Here is a 17,963-nt window from a genome sequence, read left to right as displayed (position 1 = left end):
CGCCGGCTGCCCCCCTGCCTCCGGCGGGCTACGGCCGGCCGTACGTGTCGGCGTCCGTGCCGCTGGCGCGGGCGAGGCCCGTCCGGTAGGCGATGACGACGAGCTGTGCCCGGTCGCGGGCGTGCAGTTTGGTCATGGCGCGTTGTACGTGGGCGCGGACGGTGAAGGGGCTGAGGGACATGCGCTCGGCGATTTCCTGGTTGGACAGGCCGGTCGCGACCAGAGCGACCATCTCGCGTTCGCGCGGAGTGAGCGCGGCGAGCTGTTCGCCGTGGTGCGGTGGGACGGTCTCCGGTGTGGCGAGGAAACGGGCGACCAGCGAGCGGGTGGCAGCGGGGGACAGAAGGGTGTCGCCCTCGGCCACGGTACGCACGGCGTCCAGCAGGTCTTCGGCGCGGATGCCTTTGCCGATGAAGCCGGCGGCCCCCGCGCGCAGTGCCTGGGCGACGTACTCGTCGGTCTCGTACGTGGTGAGGATCAGGATGCGGGTGGCCCGCAGTTCCGGGTCGGCGCAGATCCGAGAGGTGGCGGTGAGTCCGTCCACCTCGGGCATGCGGATGTCCATGACCACCACGTCGGGACGCAGAGCGCGGGCGAGCCTGACCGCCTCCCCGCCGTCGGCGGCCTCGCCGACCACGGTGATGTCGTCGGCGCTGTCGAGGAGCAGCCGGAAGGCACCACGCAGCAGGGCCTGGTCGTCGGCGAGAAGAACTCGGAGCGTCACGGGGTCTCTCCGTCCGCCGCGTCACCCGTCCGTGCGTCCCCGGTGGCCGCGTGGGCCGGTGACCCCTCGGCGGCGGGTGCTCCGTCGGATCGTCGCGTCGTGTCCTTGGTGGGTGGCACGGGCAGTTGGGCGCGGACGAGGAAGCCGCCCTCCGGGCGCCAGCCCGCGAGGAGATCTCCTCCGACCGCGGTGGCACGTTCGCGCAGGCCGATCAGACCGTAACCGGGCGGCCGGCCAGGGACGCCGGACGCACTGGGCGGGGTGGGCGCGACGGGCGCCGTGGAGGAGTTCTTCCCGTCGTCGGTGACGGTGATGGTCACGCGGTCCCGGCTCCAGGCGAGGCGCACCCGGGCGTTACCCGTGCCGGCGTGTTTGGCCACGTTGGTCAGGGCCTCCTGGACGATGCGGTAGGCGGTCAGGTCCACTCCCGGCGGCAGTGGACCGGCCGTGCCCTCCTGGTGTACGGACACGTGCAGACCCGCGCGGTGGAAGGACTCGACGAGGGCGGGGAGCCGGGACAGCCCGGGTGCCGGTTCGGCCGGCGCGGGCGCGTCCCCGGACTGACGCAGCAGGCCGACCGTGGCCCGCAGGTCGTCCAGCGCGCCGGCGGTGGTCTCGACGAGTTCCCGAAGGCTCTTGCGGGTCTGCTCCGGGCGGGTGTCGAAGAGATGGGCGGCGACCATGGCCTGCGCGTTGGCCAGGGTGATCTGGTGGGCCACCAGGTCGTGCAGTTCCCGGGCGATGCGCACCCGTTCCTCGGCCACTCGTCGGCGTGCCTCGCCGTCCCGGCTCTCCTCGGCCCGCCGGGCCCGCTCCTGCACGGCCGCCAGGTAGGCCCGCCGGTTCCGCACCGAGCGACCGAGCACGCCGGCCACCGGCGCGGACGACGCCACCACCGCCGTCCTGCTCGCGTCTTTCCAGGAGAAGTCCCCGGACAAGGGAATGGAGGCGGCCAGCGCCACGGACGTGAGCACCACCGCGCTCGCCGCGTGCCGTTCGCCGCGTGTGACGAGCGCGTACGAGTAGGCGGTGATCACGGCGGGGGCCACGATGAGCGGGGTGAGCAGGAGGCCCAGGGAGGGCACCAGCACGCCCACCGCGGTCGTGGCCGCCAGGGCGGCCAAGGGGGCCCGGTGCCGCACGGGCAGCACGGCGCAGGACACCACGGCGACGACGTAGGCGGCGGCCGGCGGCACCGACAGCGTGTCGTCGACCCGCATCACCCCGCCGAGCAGGCAGAGCACGAACGCCGTCGCCGTGACCGCTCCCTCCCGCCACCGGCCGCGTAAGCGCCGGCCACCGCCACCCGGTGTCGTCACGGCCGGCTCGGAGCGGACCGGCGGAGAGCCGCCGGGCCAATGCTCCGGGCCCTCGCGCAGGCCGGCGGCGCACACCTGCTCAATGCTCCCCCCTCGACGATTCACACGCGGCAACCGGATCCAGGATACGAGGCGCCGCGGGCGCCCGGCGAGGCCACCCGGCCGGGGCCGCCGACACGGGGCCGTGGCCGGGAAGTGCCATGACACGAGGGCGCGGTTGCTGTCGGATCTCCTGCCGGTCACATGGTCGCGCCTCTTGCCGGGAGGGCGAGCGGGCCACTACGTTCGCGGATCATCTGATCATCTACGCGCGTCACGTCACCGGGGAGAACTCAATGAGGTTGCGCAAGACCGCCCTGACCACCGTCGCCGTGCTCTGCGCGGGAGGAGCCGTGGCCGCCGGCACGGGAGTGACCGAGGCTCGGACAAGTGACGCGCCGGCGCTCGCCGCCACCGGATGGACGCAGGTCGGCGACGACATGAGGAGCGGCATCAGCGGACTCGCCGTCACCTCGTCCAGGGGCGGCACCCACCGGGCCGTGATCGCCCTGGACAACAAGCGCCGCGGAGAGAACCGCATCGCCCAACTCACCTACAAGGCAGGTGAGTCCGGTGGTACGGCCGCTGTGCGGCCACTCGAATGGAAGGGTGGCGCCGAGCCGATCGACCTGGAGGCGCTCGAAGCGGTGCCGGGCACGTCCGACGAGTACCTGGCCGTGGCGAGCCGGGGCATCGTCTACCACCTGGAGGTCACCGACGACGCGAGCGCGGTCGAGGTCCGCGACCTCTCGCCGCTCCCGGCGATCGGCCAGGGCGACAACTTCGAGAGCTTCACGCTCGTGTCCCGGCACGACAGGCTGGCGGCGGTCTGGGCCGACCGGGGCGAAGGCGAGGGCCGGCCGGCGACGCTGTACGCGGCACCGCTGTCGTTCGACACGTACGGGGAGCCGGTGTTCGGCCCCGTCACGAAGGCCGCCTACCACGCACCGTATCCCTCGAAAGACGTCCGGCACGCCTCCGACCTTTCCGTCACCGACTCGGGCCGACTGCTGATCGCCTCGGCGTCGGACGAGGGGGACGACGGGCCGTTCGACTCGGCGGTGAGCGACGCGGGGTCGGTGTCGCTCGACCGCTCGGGCCGGGTACGGCTCACGGTGGCCAAGTCGCCCGAGATCCTGCGGACGTTCAAGGGCCACAAGGTCGAGGCCCTGGACTGCGTGTCCGGCTCCGGCACCGCGCTCCTCGGCACGGACGACGAGAATGCGGGCGGCGCCGTCACGACCGCCCGCATCTGCCACTGACCACCGGCGGTCGTCCGCGGCCGACGACCACCCTGAACACGATCATCACTGTGCGTGAGACGGCACCATGCCCCGCGCCGAACGGCCTCGGCTCCTCGTGGACAGGACGCGTGCGGCTACCCCCCTTGTGTGGCCTCCGCCGCTGGGGGCGGTTGAAAGCAAGCGGTGACGTCCTTCCCGCGGGGACAACGGCGGACCTTCCAGTCGTCGGCGAGGGCGTCGACCAGGAGCAGCCCGCGTCCCCCGAGGGCGCTGTGATCCGTGCGGCGCTGCTCGGGCAGCCGGGGCGAGGCGTCGTGCACCGTCACGTGCAGGCATTGCTTGTCCCAGGTGAGGATGAGCTGTGCCGCGCTGTGGGCGTGGACATGGGCGTTGGTGACCAACTCCGAGACGGCCAGCACCACCGAGTCCACCAGAGCCGGTGCTGTCCTGTCCCAGCCGAGTGCGATCATGTGGGTACGCGTCCAGTCCCTGGCTTCCCTCACCCCGGCGCTGATCGGCAACGAGCGCGCCCACCCGACAGCCCTCAGCGATGAGTCGTCCGTCATGGTCTCTCCTTCTGCCAACCGACGGTTTCCTGTCCCGTCTTCCCCGGCACGCGGCAGCTCAACGTGAACAGGCGGTGATGCGCCGTAGGACCGACTTCTTCACGGAGAGTGCCGCTCACCGCCGTCGCCGGGGGCAGGCCGCGGCCGGTTCCGGTCAGGCGGGGAGGGCTTCGCGGAGGCTGGGATAGCAGGGGATGAGGGTGTCGACGCCCACGATCCCGAGGGTCCGCATGACGGAGTCCTGCGCGCCGGCCAGGCGCAACCAACCACCCGTCGAGGCGAGGTCGAGGCGGGCGGCGAGCAGCACGTTGATTCCGCTGGAGTCCATGAACGTCACGTCCCGCATGTCGATGACCACGCGGGGCCGGGAGCCGAGAGCGCCGAGGTCCAGAGCCCGGACGAGGGGGCCGACGCTGGTGTGGTCGATTTCGCCGGCCACGGTCACCACGCTGACGCCGCGGGTGACGGTGGATACGACGTCCAACGGCTCGGGCCGGTGCCCCTTCTCGATGTCCACCACGTTCTGCCCGGCATCCTCGGTCTCGGCTACGACCTGCTTTCCGTCCTGGATCATGCCCGGCATCGTACGGACGACGCCGCCGTGTGGCCTAGCCAACATTGTGGCCGCCCCGGCTTGTCCGGCCCGATCGGGGGTATCCGGGGTTCGGAGGCATGAGATCGCGCGGAGGCGGTGCGGATGGTACGGGGCTTGGTGGGCGACGACGGTGTGGCGTGTCGCTCGGATGACGCTCTCCTGAGCGTTGCGGTGGTTCTGGACGAGCAGGGTCCCTGCATCGCCGAGGCGCGCCACACGGCTGCCGGGTTCCTGACCCGGATGCGCTCCGAGCAGGGTGTCCCGGTTTCCCAGCGGGCTGTGGAGGTGACGCAGTTGGTCGTGAGCGAACTGGTCACCAATGCGCAGAAGTACGCCGCCGGCCCGATCCTGATGGATCTGCGGATCGTCGGCGATCTGGTGGAGGTCCAGGTGTGGGACTCCGATCCCGTGCTGCCGGTGGCTCGTGCCGCCGATGTGGGCCGGGTGGGGCAGCACGGCCTGGAGATCATCATGGCCGTCTGCCAGAGCTTCGAAGCCGTGCGAGAGCCGGTCGGCAAGCGCATCATCGCCCGCCTGGCCCTGACGGACGAGCCGCTCGGCGTCAGCGCCTGGAACGGCGGTTGAGCGGTCGGAGGGGCCGAACGGCACTTGCCCGCATCCCCGGTGAGGACGCGGAACTCACAGGTCTCGCGGAACAGGTCCGCGATCTGCTCCCCCCGGGTCGGACCCTCCTCGCCGTGGAACCGCACGGCGGTGCCGCCTCGGCGGGGCGGTGCAGGGGGGGTGACGAGTTCCCGGGCGACGGTACGGGTCAGTGTCGGACCGTGGTCGTCCTCGATCAGCGACAGGGTCAGGTCCAGCGCGCTGGTGACCCCGGCCGAGGTGTAGACATGGCCGTCGCGGATGCAGAGCGGGCCCACGTCCACGGCCACGGCGGGGTGCCGCTCGGCGAGCCGTTCACCCCACCCCCAGTGGGTCGTCGCCCGTCTGTGGTCCAGCAGTCCGGCCGCTGCCAGCACATAGGCGCCCGTGCAGACGGACGCCACCCGCCGGCTGCGGGCGGCCAGCCGGCGCACCTGTCCCAGGAGTGGTTCGTCGGCCGCCGCGTCCTCGCACCCGACGCCCCCCACGACGATCAGCGTGTCCAGCGGGCCCGTGACCGTCCTGAGGTCCTGCCACCGAGCCGGTTTCACGCAGCCTGGGGGATGGACGTGGACCGGGGGCGCCGACGGCGGGAGGCCGAGGAGCGGCGCGGGCACGCCGTGCCGGAGCCCGGCCGGAGGGCGGGGGAGTGCCGGGTCCCGGCCCTCGTACTGGACGTACTCGGGCCGGGGCCCGGTGCGGCGAGTGGGGGCAGGCTCTGCTCCAGGCCGTTCGCCGGGGTGGTCGCCCCAGCGGTCCGGGCCGGCCTGTGTGCCTCGCCGCCGTGCCGGGGTTCAGGCCGGCTCGAGTCCCGGGGCGCCGGCTTCCGTGACGAAGGACGCCGCGGTCGTGACGGGGGCGCCGGGCCTGGTGACGTACGGGACGGTCTTGAAGTCGGCGCGGGCCGCTTCCTGTCCGAGCGCGACGGTCACGTAGCCGCGCCGTCCGTTGTAGAACTTCATGTGCGGGTTGGCCGCGAGATAGGTGGCCCAGTTGCTCGGCCGGTCCGCCCCGTCGCGCCCGCTGGTGATCGAGGTGGTGACGATCTCCGTGCCCACGGTCCGGGAGCCGGGGTCGGCGAAGTCGCGCTTGATGTCGAACGCGTAGTGCACGTGCACGTCGCCGGTCAGGACCATGAGGTTCTCCACGCCGGCGGCCTCCGCCCCCGCCAGGACCCGCTCGCGGGAGGCCGGGTAGCCGTCCCAGGAGTCCATGGAGACCTTGGACGGCGTAGCGGTGGTGTTGTGCCGCTGGGAGAAGGTGACCTGCTGCGGTACGACGTTCCACAGCGCCCGCGAGGCACGCCAGCCGTCGATCAGCCACCGTTCCTGCGTGGCACCGGTGAGCGTGCGCGCCGGGTCCTCGGACTCCGGGCCGGGGTACTGCCAGCCGTCGCCGTAGGCCTGGTCCGAGCGGTACTGGCGGGTGTCCAGGACGTCGAACTGGGCGAGTCGTCCCCAGTGGAGGCGGCGGTAGAGCCGCATGTCGGAGCCGGTGGGCACCTGGGGCCGGCGCAGTGGCTGGTTCTCCCAGTAGGCGCGGTAGGCGGAGGCGCGGCGCAGCAGGAACTCCTCGGAGGAGCCGCCGTCCTCCGGGGTGTCGTCGGCGTAGTTGTTCTCCGTCTCGTGGTCGTCCCAGGTGACGACGAAGGGGTGCGCGGCGTGCGCGGCCATCAGGTCCGGGTCGGACTTGAACAGGGCGTAGCGCAGCCGGTAGTCCTCCAGCGTCACCGTCTCGCGGTCGTAGTGGGCCGGGAGGGTGCGGTCGGTGTAAGCGCGGTGGTTCCCGGTGGCGTCGACGGCGTACTCGTACAGGTAGTCGCCCAAGTGGAAGACGACGTCCACGTCCTCGTCGGCGAGGTGGCGGTAGGCGGTGTAGTAGCCGTCGGTGTAGGCCTGGCAGGAGACGGCGCCCAGGGTGAGCGCGGCGGGGCGGGAGCCGGGCAGCGGGGCGGTGCGGGTGCGGCCGGCGGGGCTCAGCCACGCGCCGGCCCGGAAGCGGTAGAAGAACACGCGGTCCGCCGGCAGGTGGGGCACTTCCACGTGGACGGTGTGGCTGAACTCGGGATGGGCGAGTGCCGTGCCGCGTCTGACGATCCGCCGGAAGTTCGCGTCATGGGCCAGTTCCCAGTGCACGGTGACGCGCCGCGCGGGCAGTCCGCCGTCGGGCTGGTACGGCTGCGGGGCCAGCCGGGTCCACAGCAGGACGGAGCCCGGAAGCGGGTCGCCGGAGGCCACGCCCAGCGTGAAGGGGTCGTCGGTGATGCTCCGGGCGTCGAGCTCGGCGGCGGCGGCCGTGCCGGCGGCGGGCAGGTTCACGGCGAAGGCGAGTGCGGCGGCGGCACCGGTGACGGTGAGGAAGCGCCGCCGGCCGAGGTGCCTGGCGGCGGCGCGCAGTTCGGGGGCGTGCTGGGACGGCGGGTCTGCTGCGGGTGTCATCCGGTCTCTCCCCTGTCGCGGTCGATGCAGGGGGCAGTTGACAGGGCCGTGACTACCGCGACGGGGCAGGAGCCTGGCAGGCTCATGACGCTCACATGACGGAAGCCTTCGTTCCGGAACCGGCCGGACCATCCCGCCCTCCGGCGCCGCCGTCGACCACCGTGTCGGTTACGCGGTCCCCGCCGAACTGCCGTGCACGGGCTGGGTGGTGGTCTGGCCGGGCCCTGCACGAGACTCCGGAACACGGGCAGTCGCCTGGCCGGCCGGCGGGGGAGTGGGCCAGACTTTGCGCTCGGGCCGAAACGGCCGAGTGACGCCCCACTCTCGCATCCTTCCAGGAGAGGCATACATGCCGTCGATCGAGACGCTGCTCCACCGTCGCACCGACTTGTCCGCCTTCGTGGTGCACTTCACCCGTGGCACCGCGGACGGCACGGCCAAGGAGAACCTGAAGGCGATCTTGGACGATCGCACGATAGAGGCCCGCAGCGTCTTCGGCATGGCGGCCGAGCTCGCGAAGGAGTACGAGGCCATCGCGAACACCCAGCGCACTGTCTGCTTCACCGAGACACCCCTCGAACACGCCTGGATGATGTGCGAGGACATCCCCAACCGCACCATGCGGTTCAGCGGCTACGGCCTGGCCTTCACCCGCAGTTTCGCGCGGCGCATGGGTGCCAATCCCGTCTGGTACCTCGACATCACTCCCGGCCACGACTGGCTGACCGTCCCTGTCAACAACATGGTTGCCGGCGTCAGGGAAGTCGCCGACGACCCGTCCGGGGGAGGGGAGGGCGCGGCCGCGAAGGCCGATGTCCTGCGATTGACCCCCTTCATCGAGCAGATGGGAAAGCCGCTGGGGGTCCGCAAGGAGTTCTGGTGGGAGCGGGAGTGGCGCCATGTCGGCGATCTCCACTTCACCTTCGGGGACCTGGTCGTGGTCTTCGCGCCGGAAGACCAGCACGACGACTTCGACGACCACCTCTCCGAGCTGAAGCCGAAGGGAAGGCGACCCAAGCTGGTCGACGCCCGCTGGGGCCTGGAGCGGATGATCGCCGAGCTCGCCGGGGTCTCCGAGCCCGGCCCGTTCCCCCGGTGACACGAACCCGGCCCACCCACCCGTGCACCGGCCGAGTGAAGCGGACAGCGGGAAGGAAGGGCGCCCGGGGCGGTGAAGGCGGCGGGTCATGGCGGCTCGTGTGCCTGTCCGTTCCCACCGGTACCCGCCATCCGCCACAGAGCGCGGACCACCGGAAACCCATCCCGCCGCGCCCGTCTCCGGTCTTGACCGCATACAGTCAGTGGGTTCGACAGGGGAGGGAACTCGCACGTGAAGCACTACCTCGGCGACCGCGCCGCGGGCGCGCTGCTGTGTGCCGCCACCACAGTGATCATCACCGGCTGCGGCACGGGCAGTACCGGCACCGGCGTTACGGGCACGGGGCCGAAGTCCGGGAGCCACGGCGCACCGGAGCACCCCTTCGACACCATGACGCCCGAGCGGATCCACCATCAGTCCGTGGCGGCCTTCAAGAACGCTCCGAGTATGCGCTGGGTCGGCACGTTCACCAGTGACGGCCGGCAGCTGGAAGTCGACCTGGCCGTGGACGACCACGGCTCCTGCAACGGCACGGTCAACCGTGACTCGGTCATGCACATCATCAAGAAGGGCTCCCTGGTCTACTTCAAGGCCGAGGAGACGTTCTGGCGGACCAGCTTCAGCCGTGGGATGACGGCCGAGGAGACCGAGAAGATGGTCGGGATCTTCACGGACCGCTGGGTCAAGCCCCCCAGGGGAATGTCGAAGGTCGTCGGGAGCGTGTGCGACGCCATCCATGCCCGGACCGAGTCACTGAGCCTCACGTCCGACGGGGGCTTCACACGCGAAACCGATGCCGCCGTGGACGGCCGCCCCGCCGCCGTGCTCGTAGAGAAGACCACGACCGACACCACGACCGAATACATCGCGAAGGAGGGCGAGCCGTACCCCTTGAGGATCACGGTCACAGGCGGCGACGAGCCCTTCGACATCACCTTCACCGACCAGGGCGAACCCGTGCGCACCACCCCGCCGCCGCGCGACCGGATCCTCGACCCCACCAAGCTGCGCGCCCCGGTGCCCACACGCCCGCCCGTACAGCCGCGGAACGACTGAGGCCGGGACCGACGCCGGCCGCCACCCGGCCGCCCCCGGGCCCGTACCCGTCGGCCGGCCGACTCGGCCGGGCCGTCCCGGAGTCGGTAGTCGCCCGGCGGCTGGTGCTCCGACCGGGAGGGGCGCCGGGGCGGCGGCTCCGCCTCGATAATCTGCACGGCATGATCGACTCATACACGGGTGCGGACGATGCCGCCGTCGCGACAGCCGGGGCACGGGCCGGCGCGGACGTGGTCCGCGCCCTGTACGGCCGGCGGCTCGACCGCATCGACAAGGGCGCGGGTGACTTCGCCACCGCCGCCGACGTGGAGGCCGAGAAGACGATCCTCGGCGTCATCCGCGCCGCACGGCCCGACGACGCCGTGCTCGGCGAGGAAGGCGGTCAGCGGGGTGCCGTCGACGCCGTGCGCCAGTGGTTGGTGGATCCCCTGTGCGGCACGCTGAACTACGCTGTCGGCAACATGCTGGTGGCCGTCAACGTGGCACTGCGCGAGGGGGCGGCGGCCGTGGCCGACCCGTTCGGCGGGGAGGTGTTCTTCACCGATGGGGAGCGTGCCTGGGCGCGGCGTGACGGGGCCGACGACGTGCTGCTGAGGCCCACGGCCGCTACCCGGTTGGTGGACGTCAACCTGGATCCGCCGTTCCCGAACGCGCCCGGCTTCCGGGCCGTGGATCTGCTGGCACACCCGGAGTTCGTCGCGCGTTTCCGGCCGCGTGTCGTTTCCACGACGCTGGCCCTGGCCTGGGTGGCCGCGGGCAAGCGCGCCGCGTATGTCACCGATGGCGGCGACCTCTCCGGCAGCGTGCATTTCGCGGCCGGCATCGCCTTGTGCCGGGCCGCCGGCTGCGTGGTCACCGGCATCGACGGTGCACCGGTCGGCGAGGGGGGTCGTGGGCTCGTGGTCGCTGCCGACGAGGAGACCCACGGGCTGCTGATGTCGATGACGCGCAGCCGGGGGTAGTGCTGCGACCGCGTGCGTTCGTCCGGGCCGGGCGCACTCGTCATGTGCGGTGCGCGCCCCGCTCAGGCATGCGGCGTGGGACGGTAGACAAGCTCCTGGATGCCGCCGTCGAACGTCCGGCTCTCGATCAGCTCAAGGCCGAAGTCGGCCGCGTCCTGGAAGATCCGGTGCGCTCCGGTCCGCCCGGTGATCACAGGGAAGATCGTCAGCTGGAGGCGGTCGACCAGGCCGGCGGCCATCAACGCCCGGTTCATCGACACGCTGCCGTGCGAGCGCAACGGGACCTCGGACTCCTCCTTGAGCCGGGCGACGACTTCCACGGCGTCACCCTTGGCCAATGTCGCGTCCGGCCATTCGAGGGGCCCTTGCAGCGTCGTCGACACCACGGTTGCCGGTAGTGCCCTCATCCGGGTGACCCAGGGGTCGCCTGCCTTGTCGACCTCGGGGCCGGCGCCCCGCAGCCGCTCGAATCGCGCGAACAACCGGTAGGTGTGGGCACCGAACACCATCCGCTGCTCCTCGCGGTACAGCGCGAGCCGGTGGTCGAGCAACGCGGGGCTCTGTTTGCCCCAGTAACCACCCCAGGTGCCGGGCTTCGGGGCGCCGAAGCCATCGACGGTGGAAAAGATGTCGGCGGTGTAGACGGCGGTCATGAGGTCCTCCCGGACGGTTGATCGGAGGTGTCGGGAGATTGACCGTGGTGCACCGCGAAACTCATCGCCCTGAGGCTGCGAGCGATCCCAGGAACGCCGAAGAGACCACACGACAGCCCCATGACCTGCGACTTCACGATGTCCAGCGCTCGTGACGTACGCGACCCGCGTGCTCGCGACAGGCTCCCTTCGCCCACTCCGGGAACCGGCGGACCGTCGTCGAACCCTGCCCCGCCCCCCACCGCCCGGCTGCCGCGCGCCCCGCCGGTCCTGACGGACGACGTGGCCGAGCGCCGGCCGAGGCGGGCCGCACCGTCCGCACGTGCGAAGTCACTCGGCGAGGGTGAGCGAGCGAAGGCCGGCATCCAGCATGCGGATCAACTCACCGACCCGTCCGCCGCCACTCGGCGCCGTCGGGAAGCGTTTGAGCACGTCGACGAGGACCGGTGTCGCACGCTGCAACGTCTGCTCAAGGTGCTCGACACCAACGCTCCGATCATCGTCGGCGACGAGTTCGGCCGCCCTGGCCGCGTGAGCGCCGGCCCCGAGGATGTGCTTGACCTGGGTGGACTTGGCCAGCGGATGCAGGTAGGCGGCGCCTGCCGCGGACATCGCCGCCCGCGCCGCCTCGCGCGCGGCCGCGGTGTCCGCGCCCTTGGCCGCCTTGAGGGCCGCCCACGCACTGTCGCGCAGGGCCTTTCCCCGCTCACCGCCTCGAGCGAACTCCCACGCGGCGCGGACAGCCTCCCGAGGCCGCGAGTCGTCCGGCCGGTCGCTCTCGAAGACCTCGAGCGCCCTGTCCGCGCACGCTGCGGCGAACGCGGTGACCTCACGAAGCTCTTGCCTGCTCAGAGCGATCTCGCCCATTTCCGCTGTCATGACTCCATCCTCGACCCTTGTGCCGGACGACCAGGCGGCTGCGGCGGCACCGAGAGCCGATCCCACGCCGACTCGCCCCCGAGGAGGCAGGATCCTGGAAGGCCGCCCGGCCGCAGCGGGCTGGAACCGGCGAGCCGACCGCTCCGCGGGATGGGAGGCGGTAAGCCGTCCGCTCGGCCAGGGCTGACCCGACGGCTGCCGAATTGCTTTGGTCTCGACCATTGCTCTCCGGTCCGTCCGTGAAGGAAGCTGCACACCACGCACCGGACCATCACGACCGGAGCACTCGCCACCGGAACAGGAAGGCAGCAACACACCCATGCGCAAAACGATTTCGACCCTGAGCCTGACCGGACTGCTGGCCGCAGCCGCCCTGCTGCTCGCCCCGTCCGCCCAAGCCATCGGATACACGTACGCCGGCATGTACCCGAGCGCCGCCGCCTGTGACGCGGCCGGCAAGGACTACGTGGCCCGCGGCCTGGCGGCCAGCTACTTCTGTGACGTCGCCCCCACCACCGCCCGCCTGTCCATCTGGGTCTGACCGCCGTTGCCACCGGGCGCCGACCCGCCCGGTGCCGAGCTGGCCCGGCGGCCTTCGACCCGCGGCGCGACGGCGACTTCGGTGGGACTCGCGGCCTGGCACTGGCCGGCTCCAGCATGGACGGCCCGCGCACCGGGAACACGGCGGGACGGGCACGGCGGCGGGCCGGACGACCATGGCGTCCGGGCCGCTCGGCCGGTCACCGGTGCCTGGTGTCGATGTGTCAGGCGGACGGTGACGCCGAGGTGGTGGGAGCGGGTCCGCCGGGTGCGCCCCCGCCGTCGTTCGTGGCGCCGGGGTCGACCGCCATGGTGAGGGAGCCGATGACGCCGCGCTCGATGTGCTTCTTGTCGTAGACGAGCTTGAGGAGACCGCCCTGTGTGCCGGTGCCCGGGTAGATCGAGTCCTGGTCGAGGGTCACCCGTGTGACGGTGTTCGCCGAATAGGGGGTGGTGTCCGCGGTGGCCTTGACCGCGTCCTCGGGGAAGTAGAACTGCCCGGTGTGACAGGTGCGTCCGCCGGTGTAGCCGTCGGAGGTCCGGGAGCCGCCGGTGTGCACCTTGGTGTGGACATGGACGGCCCGGCCGGTGTACCAGCCGGGAAAGACGGTCCGGAAGGTGACGAAGCCCTGGTGGTCGGTCATCTGGATGCCGCGCAGCCAGGTGAGGTCGTCGGTCGGGGTCGCGTGACCGCCCCCGCCGCCCGGACCGCCCGGACCACCGGGACCGTCCGGAGGTGCCGTCGGTGTGCCGGAGGGCGGCGGGCCGGGAGGCGTGCCGCCACCACCGCCGTTGCCGATCTGGGTGTAGCCGGAGTAGACACCGGAAGCGTCGCAGTGCCAGATCTCGACGGCCGAGTTGCGCAGGGGCTTGCAGGTCGCGCTGTCCACGGCGCGCAGCACGAGGAGCAGCGGAATCCCGGTGCGATCCTCGACCACGTTCTTCCGGAAGAGCTCGTAGTCGATGTAGTAAGGGCCTTCGATCTGCTCCGTGGTCAGCGACATGCAAGCGCTCGACGCGGAGGCGGCCGCCTTCACCGAGGCGAGGGTGCCGGCACCGGTGGGGCTCCGGTCGGCGGCGCTCGCGACGGCACCCGCCCCGCCGAGGGCCACGGCGCCGGCAGCGCCGCTCAGGAACAGCATGCGGCGGCGGGACACGAGTCGGGACACGAGGGCGTTGTCAGGCTCTTCGAGGGAGGGACTAGACATGTACAGGACAGTAGGGGCGCTGACTGTGAACCCCATGTGAAATCCTCTGTGAGTCTCATATGAAACACCCGCCCTAGGGCACCCGCCGTGTCCGCCGCGCCGGTGAAGACCGTCTCCCCGCCGCCCGTGCGTGTGCTCAGTCGAGGGCCGGGTGGAGTTCGGGGCGGGCTTCCCACCAGGTGCGGTAGAAGGTGTTGTTGGGGATGCTGTCGAGGTACGCGCGTCCCGCCGCCCGGTACAGCAGGCGGGCGCGCCGTTCGGAGACCGCGGCCCGGTTCCAGGCGAGCCGGATGCGTTCCGTGATCGGGTCGCCGGCCAGTGGGCGCAGTACCGTGCCTTCGGCGGGCGGGGAGGTGGGCTGGCACAGGGAGATGGCCCGCCCGGCGGCGATCAGCTCCCAGCGCATCTTGCGGTCGTCGATCCGGTAGCGCAGCCTCGGCATGAAGCCGGCCCGGCGGCAGGCGTCGGCCATGGCCTCCGGACCCCCGTCGCCGTCGTCGGTCAGCGCCGTCCACGTCTCGCCCGCGAGATCGGCGAGTTCGATCTGTTCCTGCCCGGCCAGTGGGTGGGTGGCCGACAGCCGTACGCAGGCCGGTTCCTTCGGCACGAGCGTCCGGGCCGCCACACCATCGGGGAGCGGCACCTCGTAGTCGGCGACCTCCCCGTACAGGATCGCGTCGTACTGGCCGGTGCCGAGCATGCGGGTGAGCGTGGTCGCCGAGTGCTCGGTGGTGATGTCGATCTCGTGGCCGGGCAACTCCTCCTCCACGCGTTCGAGCAGCCGGTCCACGAGGACGAGCAGGACGCAGCCGAGCCGCAGCGTCGGATGCGGTGCGGCGGCTCGTGTTCCGGCCGTCAGGGCGTCCATCTCGCGAAGAACCCGGCGTGCCGCGGACAGCACGAACTCGCCCAGCGGGGTGGGCTCGACGCCGAGCCTGCCGCGGACGAACAGCTCGCCGCCCGTCACCTGTTCGATGCGGCGTAGCTGGGCGGACAGGGCCGGCTGGGACACCCCGAGCCGAGCCGCCGCACGCCCCAGGCTGCCCGCTTCCGCTATCCGTCGGACAGCTTCGAGATGCCTCAACTCCAGCTGCATTTCACCAGCATATGCGGGCCGACAGACGTCGTGGGGGCCCGGGCCGGGGGGCTTCATAACTCCGGCCTTATGACCGATGGGAGGTCCCTTTTTCGCCATGTCCACGCTCATACTCGGCGCATCCCGCCAACTCCCCTCATGGAACCGGAGCAGACGTGCACCCCACCAGACTCACGGCGGCCCTCACAGCGCTCGCGCTGACGGCGGGCCTCGCGGGCACTCTCGCGGGCACCGCCGCCGCGGCCGCCGAGGGCGGTTCCGCCCCTGCCACCGCGCACCACCTCAGCCCCCTGCGCACCGGCGCGCTGGAGGCCAAGCTCAGCCCGGTCCAGCGCAAGGCCCTGATCCGGAGTGTCCAGGACAAGACGGCCGGCACCGCGCGCACCCTTGGTCTCGGTGCCAAGGAGAAGCTGGTCGTCAGGGACGTCGTCAAGGACAACGACGGCACCCTGCACACCCGCTACGAGCGCACGTACGCCGGTCTGCCCGTCCTCGGTGGCGACCTCGTCGTGCACACCCCGCCCGCCTCGCGGGCCAAGGGCACCGTGAGCACCACGTACAACACCAAGCGCAAGGTCGCGGTGTCCTCCACCACCGCGACCTTCACCAAGGCCGCCGCCGAGACCAAGGCGCTGAAGACCGCCAGGGGCCTGGCGGCCGAGGAACCCACCGCCGAGAACGTCCGCAAGGTGATCTGGGCCGGTACCGGCACCCCGAAGCTCGCCTGGGAGACCGTGATCGGCGGCTTCCAGGACGACGGCACCCCCAGCAGGCTGCACGTCGTCACCGACGCCACCACCGGCAAGGAGCTGTACCGGTACCAGGACATCGAGACCGGCGTCGGCAACACCCGTTACAGCGGCCAGGTCTCGCTGACCACGACCAAGTCGGGCTCGTCGTACACCCTGACCGACGCCACGCGCGGTGGCCACAAGACCTACAACCTCAACCACGCCACCTCCGGCACCGGCACCCTGTTCAGCCAGTCCAGCGACACCTGGGGCGACGGCACCAACTCCACCGCCGCCACGGCCGCCGCGGACGCCGCCTACGGCGCCCAGGAGACCTGGGACTTCTACAAGGACGCCTTCGGCCGCAGCGGCATCAAGAACGACGGCCAGGCCGCCTACTCCCGCGTCCACTACGGCAACGCCTACGCCAACGCGTACTGGGACGACAGCTGCTTCTGCATGACCTACGGCGACGGTACCGGGAACAACGACCCGCTGACCTCGCTGGACATCGCCGGCCACGAGATGACCCACGGCGTCACCTCCCACACCGCCGGTCTCAACTACAGCGGCGAGTCCGGCGGTCTCAATGAGGCCACCTCCGACGTCTTCGGCACCGGCGTGGAGTTCTACGCCAACAACAGCTCCGACCCCGGTGACTACCTCATCGGCGAGAAGGTCGACCTCAACGGCACCGGCGCCCCGCTGCGCTACATGGACAAGCCCAGCAAGGACGGCAACTCCGCGGACTCCTGGTCCTCCTCCCTCGGCAACCTCGACGTGCACTACTCCTCGGGCCCGGCGAACCACATGTTCTACCTGCTGTCCGAGGGCAGCGGCACCAAGACCATCAACGGCGTCACGTACAACAGCCCGACCTCCGACGGCGTCGCCGTCACCGGCATCGGCCGGGACGCCGCGCTGAAGATCTGGTACAAGGCGCTGACGACGTACATGACGTCCAGCACCAACTACGCCGGCGCCCGCACCGCCGCCCTCAACGCCGCCTCCGCGCTCTACGGCACCAACTCCGCCCAGTACGCGGCGGTCGGCAACGCCTTCGCCGGCATCAACGTCGGCAGCCACATCACCCCGCCCAGCAGCGGGGTGACCGTCACCAACCCGGGCAGCCAGAACACCGCCGTGGGCACCGCGGTCAGCCTCCAGATCCAGGCGTCCAGCACCAGCGGCGGTTCCCTGACCTACAGCGCCTCCGGCCTGCCCACCGGCCTGACGATCAACGCCTCCACCGGCCTGATCACCGGCACGCCCACCGCGGCCGGGACCTACAGCACCACCGTCACGGTGAAGGACTCCACCGGCACCACCGGCACCACCGGCACCACCGGCACCACGACCTTCTCCTGGACCGTCAGCACCAGCGGCGGCGGTGGCGGCTGCACCTCGGCCCAGCTCCTGGCCAACCCGGGCTTCGAGTCCGGTGACACCGGCTGGACCAACAGCGGCATCATCAACAACGACACCCGTGAACCGGCCCACGGCGGCTCCTGGACGGCCTGGCTCAACGGCTGGGGCTCCGCGCACACCGACACGCTGTCGCAGTCGGTGACGATCCCCGCGGGCTGCAAGGCGACCCTGACCTTCTACCTGCACATCGACACCGCGGAGAGCGGCAGCACCGTCTACGACAAGCTGACGGTGACCGCCGGCTCGAAGACCCTCGCGACCTACTCGAACGCCAACGCGGCCTCCGGCTACAGCCAGAAGTCCCTCGACCTGTCCTCGCTGGCGGGCCAGACGGTGACCCTGAAGTTCACCGGCGTCGAGGACGCCTACCTCGCCACCAACTTCGTCGTGGACGACACCGCGCTGACGACCAGCTGAGCACGTACCGCCGACACGGTCCCGCACGCCATCTCCGGGTGCGGGACCACGGCACATCGACTCCAGTGTGTCATCAGCGGTCACATTCGGTGGTCCCGAATGGTGACCCTGTGCGAAGATCCGGGCGCGGGGTGCGTGCGGGCCGGTGAAGGGCCCCACATGACGCACGTCACCTACGACTCCGGACCGTAGTCGCATTTGCCCGATTCACCCCTTCCCGCATCCCCTCTGACCTGCGGATTGAGACGCACGCCACATTCCCGGCATTCTAGTCCGATCCGGCCACCACTAGTAAAGGGGGTCATTGCGGGCACCTCCCGGGGCTGCTTATCTGGATGACGTCGCCAGGCGCCACGAGCCCACAGC

The 17,963-nt window shown here is 71.2% G+C and carries 16 protein-coding genes and 1 pseudogene; 7 read left to right on the top strand and 10 right to left on the bottom strand.

The features are described 5' to 3' along the window. Positions 1-28 precede the first annotated feature (28 nt). A complete protein-coding gene (locus ACZ4W9_RS35545; RefSeq protein ID WP_467942741.1) occupies positions 29-724 on the bottom strand; it encodes a response regulator transcription factor in 696 nt (231 codons plus the stop codon). Next, positions 721-2,043, bottom strand: coding sequence for a sensor histidine kinase (locus tag ACZ4W9_RS35540; protein WP_467942739.1), 1,323 nt, complete (start codon positions 2,041-2,043; stop codon positions 721-723). The genes ACZ4W9_RS35545 and ACZ4W9_RS35540 overlap by 4 nt, the downstream gene beginning before the upstream one ends. 335 nt (positions 2,044-2,378) lie before the next feature. Between ACZ4W9_RS35540 and ACZ4W9_RS35535 the strand changes: the two genes are divergently transcribed. After that, positions 2,379-3,344, top strand: a complete 966-nt coding sequence (locus ACZ4W9_RS35535; RefSeq protein WP_467942737.1) for a hypothetical protein — start codon at positions 2,379-2,381, stop codon at positions 3,342-3,344. A 116-nt stretch (positions 3,345-3,460) separates the two neighbouring features. Here ACZ4W9_RS35535 and ACZ4W9_RS35530 read toward each other — a convergent pair whose 3' ends face one another. Both ACZ4W9_RS35530 and ACZ4W9_RS35525 read right to left on the bottom strand, forming a co-directional pair. Then, positions 3,461-3,892, bottom strand: coding sequence for an ATP-binding protein (locus ACZ4W9_RS35530; protein ID WP_467942735.1), 432 nt, complete (start codon positions 3,890-3,892; stop codon positions 3,461-3,463). 154 nt (positions 3,893-4,046) lie between these two features. After that, entirely contained in the window at positions 4,047-4,466 is a 420-nt protein-coding gene (locus ACZ4W9_RS35525) for an STAS domain-containing protein (protein WP_467942732.1), read from the bottom strand. Between the two features lie 138 nt (positions 4,467-4,604). Between ACZ4W9_RS35525 and ACZ4W9_RS35520 the strand changes: the two genes are divergently transcribed. Further along, positions 4,605-5,072, top strand: coding sequence for an ATP-binding protein (locus tag ACZ4W9_RS35520; RefSeq protein WP_467942826.1), 468 nt, complete (start codon positions 4,605-4,607; stop codon positions 5,070-5,072). Between the two features lie 118 nt (positions 5,073-5,190). Here ACZ4W9_RS35520 and ACZ4W9_RS35515 read toward each other — a convergent pair. Both ACZ4W9_RS35515 and ACZ4W9_RS35510 read right to left on the bottom strand, forming a co-directional pair. Continuing rightward, positions 5,191-5,632 (bottom strand): annotated as a pseudogene (locus ACZ4W9_RS35515) (GlxA family transcriptional regulator); the annotation flags it as partial. 252 nt (positions 5,633-5,884) lie between these two features. Further along, positions 5,885-7,528, bottom strand: coding sequence for an alkaline phosphatase D family protein (locus ACZ4W9_RS35510; RefSeq protein ID WP_467942730.1), 1,644 nt, complete (start codon positions 7,526-7,528; stop codon positions 5,885-5,887). A gap of 349 nt (positions 7,529-7,877) precedes the next feature. Here ACZ4W9_RS35510 and ACZ4W9_RS35505 point away from each other — a divergent pair, with 349 nt between their 5' ends. The 3 genes from ACZ4W9_RS35505 to ACZ4W9_RS35495 all read left to right on the top strand — a co-directional run bounded on the left by ACZ4W9_RS35505 (position 7,878) and on the right by ACZ4W9_RS35495 (position 10,645). Next, positions 7,878-8,627, top strand: coding sequence for an abortive infection system antitoxin AbiGi family protein (locus tag ACZ4W9_RS35505; RefSeq protein WP_467942728.1), 750 nt, complete (start codon positions 7,878-7,880; stop codon positions 8,625-8,627). 231 nt (positions 8,628-8,858) lie between these two features. Then, positions 8,859-9,683 (top strand): hypothetical protein, encoded by an 825-nt coding sequence (locus ACZ4W9_RS35500; protein ID WP_467942726.1) that lies wholly within the window; start codon positions 8,859-8,861, stop codon positions 9,681-9,683. A gap of 161 nt (positions 9,684-9,844) precedes the next feature. After that, positions 9,845-10,645, top strand: coding sequence for an inositol monophosphatase family protein (locus ACZ4W9_RS35495; RefSeq protein WP_467942723.1), 801 nt, complete (start codon positions 9,845-9,847; stop codon positions 10,643-10,645). A gap of 62 nt (positions 10,646-10,707) precedes the next feature. Here ACZ4W9_RS35495 and ACZ4W9_RS35490 read toward each other — a convergent pair whose 3' ends face one another. Together ACZ4W9_RS35490 and ACZ4W9_RS35485 are read right to left on the bottom strand one after the other, a co-directional pair. After that, positions 10,708-11,298: a dihydrofolate reductase family protein gene (locus tag ACZ4W9_RS35490; RefSeq protein ID WP_467942720.1), complete on the bottom strand. Its 591-nt coding sequence runs from the start codon at positions 11,296-11,298 to the stop codon at positions 10,708-10,710. A 330-nt stretch (positions 11,299-11,628) separates the two neighbouring features. Further along, the gene (locus tag ACZ4W9_RS35485; protein WP_467942718.1) at positions 11,629-12,177 is read right to left on the bottom strand and encodes a putative immunity protein; all 549 of its coding nucleotides are present in this window, start codon (positions 12,175-12,177) and stop codon (positions 11,629-11,631) included. 319 nt (positions 12,178-12,496) lie between these two features. On the opposite strand from ACZ4W9_RS35485, the gene ACZ4W9_RS35480 reads away from it, so the two are divergent. Next, positions 12,497-12,718, top strand: coding sequence for a hypothetical protein (locus ACZ4W9_RS35480; RefSeq protein ID WP_467942715.1), 222 nt, complete (start codon positions 12,497-12,499; stop codon positions 12,716-12,718). 223 nt (positions 12,719-12,941) lie between these two features. Here ACZ4W9_RS35480 and ACZ4W9_RS35475 read toward each other — a convergent pair whose 3' ends face one another. Further along, on the bottom strand, positions 12,942-13,925 hold the full coding sequence (locus ACZ4W9_RS35475) for an intradiol ring-cleavage dioxygenase (RefSeq protein WP_467942713.1): 984 nt from the start codon (positions 13,923-13,925) through the stop codon (positions 12,942-12,944). Positions 13,926-14,061: 136 nt separating this feature from the next. Next, positions 14,062-15,021: a LysR family transcriptional regulator gene (locus tag ACZ4W9_RS35470; protein WP_467942711.1), complete on the bottom strand. Its 960-nt coding sequence runs from the start codon at positions 15,019-15,021 to the stop codon at positions 14,062-14,064. 155 nt (positions 15,022-15,176) lie between these two features. On the opposite strand from ACZ4W9_RS35470, the gene ACZ4W9_RS35465 reads away from it, so the two are divergent. Beyond that, positions 15,177-17,597: a M4 family metallopeptidase gene (locus tag ACZ4W9_RS35465; RefSeq protein ID WP_467942708.1), complete on the top strand. Its 2,421-nt coding sequence runs from the start codon at positions 15,177-15,179 to the stop codon at positions 17,595-17,597. Positions 17,598-17,963 lie beyond the last annotated feature (366 nt).

Source organism: Streptomyces sp. NPDC029296 (genome assembly GCF_055569255.1).
Note: the sequence above shows the minus strand (reverse complement) of the source record. Positions and strands in the feature narration are given on the sequence as shown.

Coding starts and splice junctions, on each gene's coding strand:
- ACZ4W9_RS35535 (WP_467942737.1), top strand. CDS start 2,379: ATGAGGTTGCGCAAGACCGCCCTGACCACCGTCGCCGTGCTCTGCGCG.
- ACZ4W9_RS35530 (WP_467942735.1), bottom strand. CDS start 3,892: ATGACGGACGACTCATCGCTGAGGGCTGTCGGGTGGGCGCGCTCGTTG.
- ACZ4W9_RS35525 (WP_467942732.1), bottom strand. CDS start 4,466: ATGATCCAGGACGGAAAGCAGGTCGTAGCCGAGACCGAGGATGCCGGG.
- ACZ4W9_RS35510 (WP_467942730.1), bottom strand. CDS start 7,528: ATGACACCCGCAGCAGACCCGCCGTCCCAGCACGCCCCCGAACTGCGC.
- ACZ4W9_RS35505 (WP_467942728.1), top strand. CDS start 7,878: ATGCCGTCGATCGAGACGCTGCTCCACCGTCGCACCGACTTGTCCGCC.
- ACZ4W9_RS35495 (WP_467942723.1), top strand. CDS start 9,845: ATGATCGACTCATACACGGGTGCGGACGATGCCGCCGTCGCGACAGCC.
- ACZ4W9_RS35490 (WP_467942720.1), bottom strand. CDS start 11,298: ATGACCGCCGTCTACACCGCCGACATCTTTTCCACCGTCGATGGCTTC.
- ACZ4W9_RS35485 (WP_467942718.1), bottom strand. CDS start 12,177: ATGACAGCGGAAATGGGCGAGATCGCTCTGAGCAGGCAAGAGCTTCGT.
- ACZ4W9_RS35480 (WP_467942715.1), top strand. CDS start 12,497: ATGCGCAAAACGATTTCGACCCTGAGCCTGACCGGACTGCTGGCCGCA.
- ACZ4W9_RS35475 (WP_467942713.1), bottom strand. CDS start 13,925: ATGTCTAGTCCCTCCCTCGAAGAGCCTGACAACGCCCTCGTGTCCCGA.
- ACZ4W9_RS35470 (WP_467942711.1), bottom strand. CDS start 15,021: ATGCAGCTGGAGTTGAGGCATCTCGAAGCTGTCCGACGGATAGCGGAA.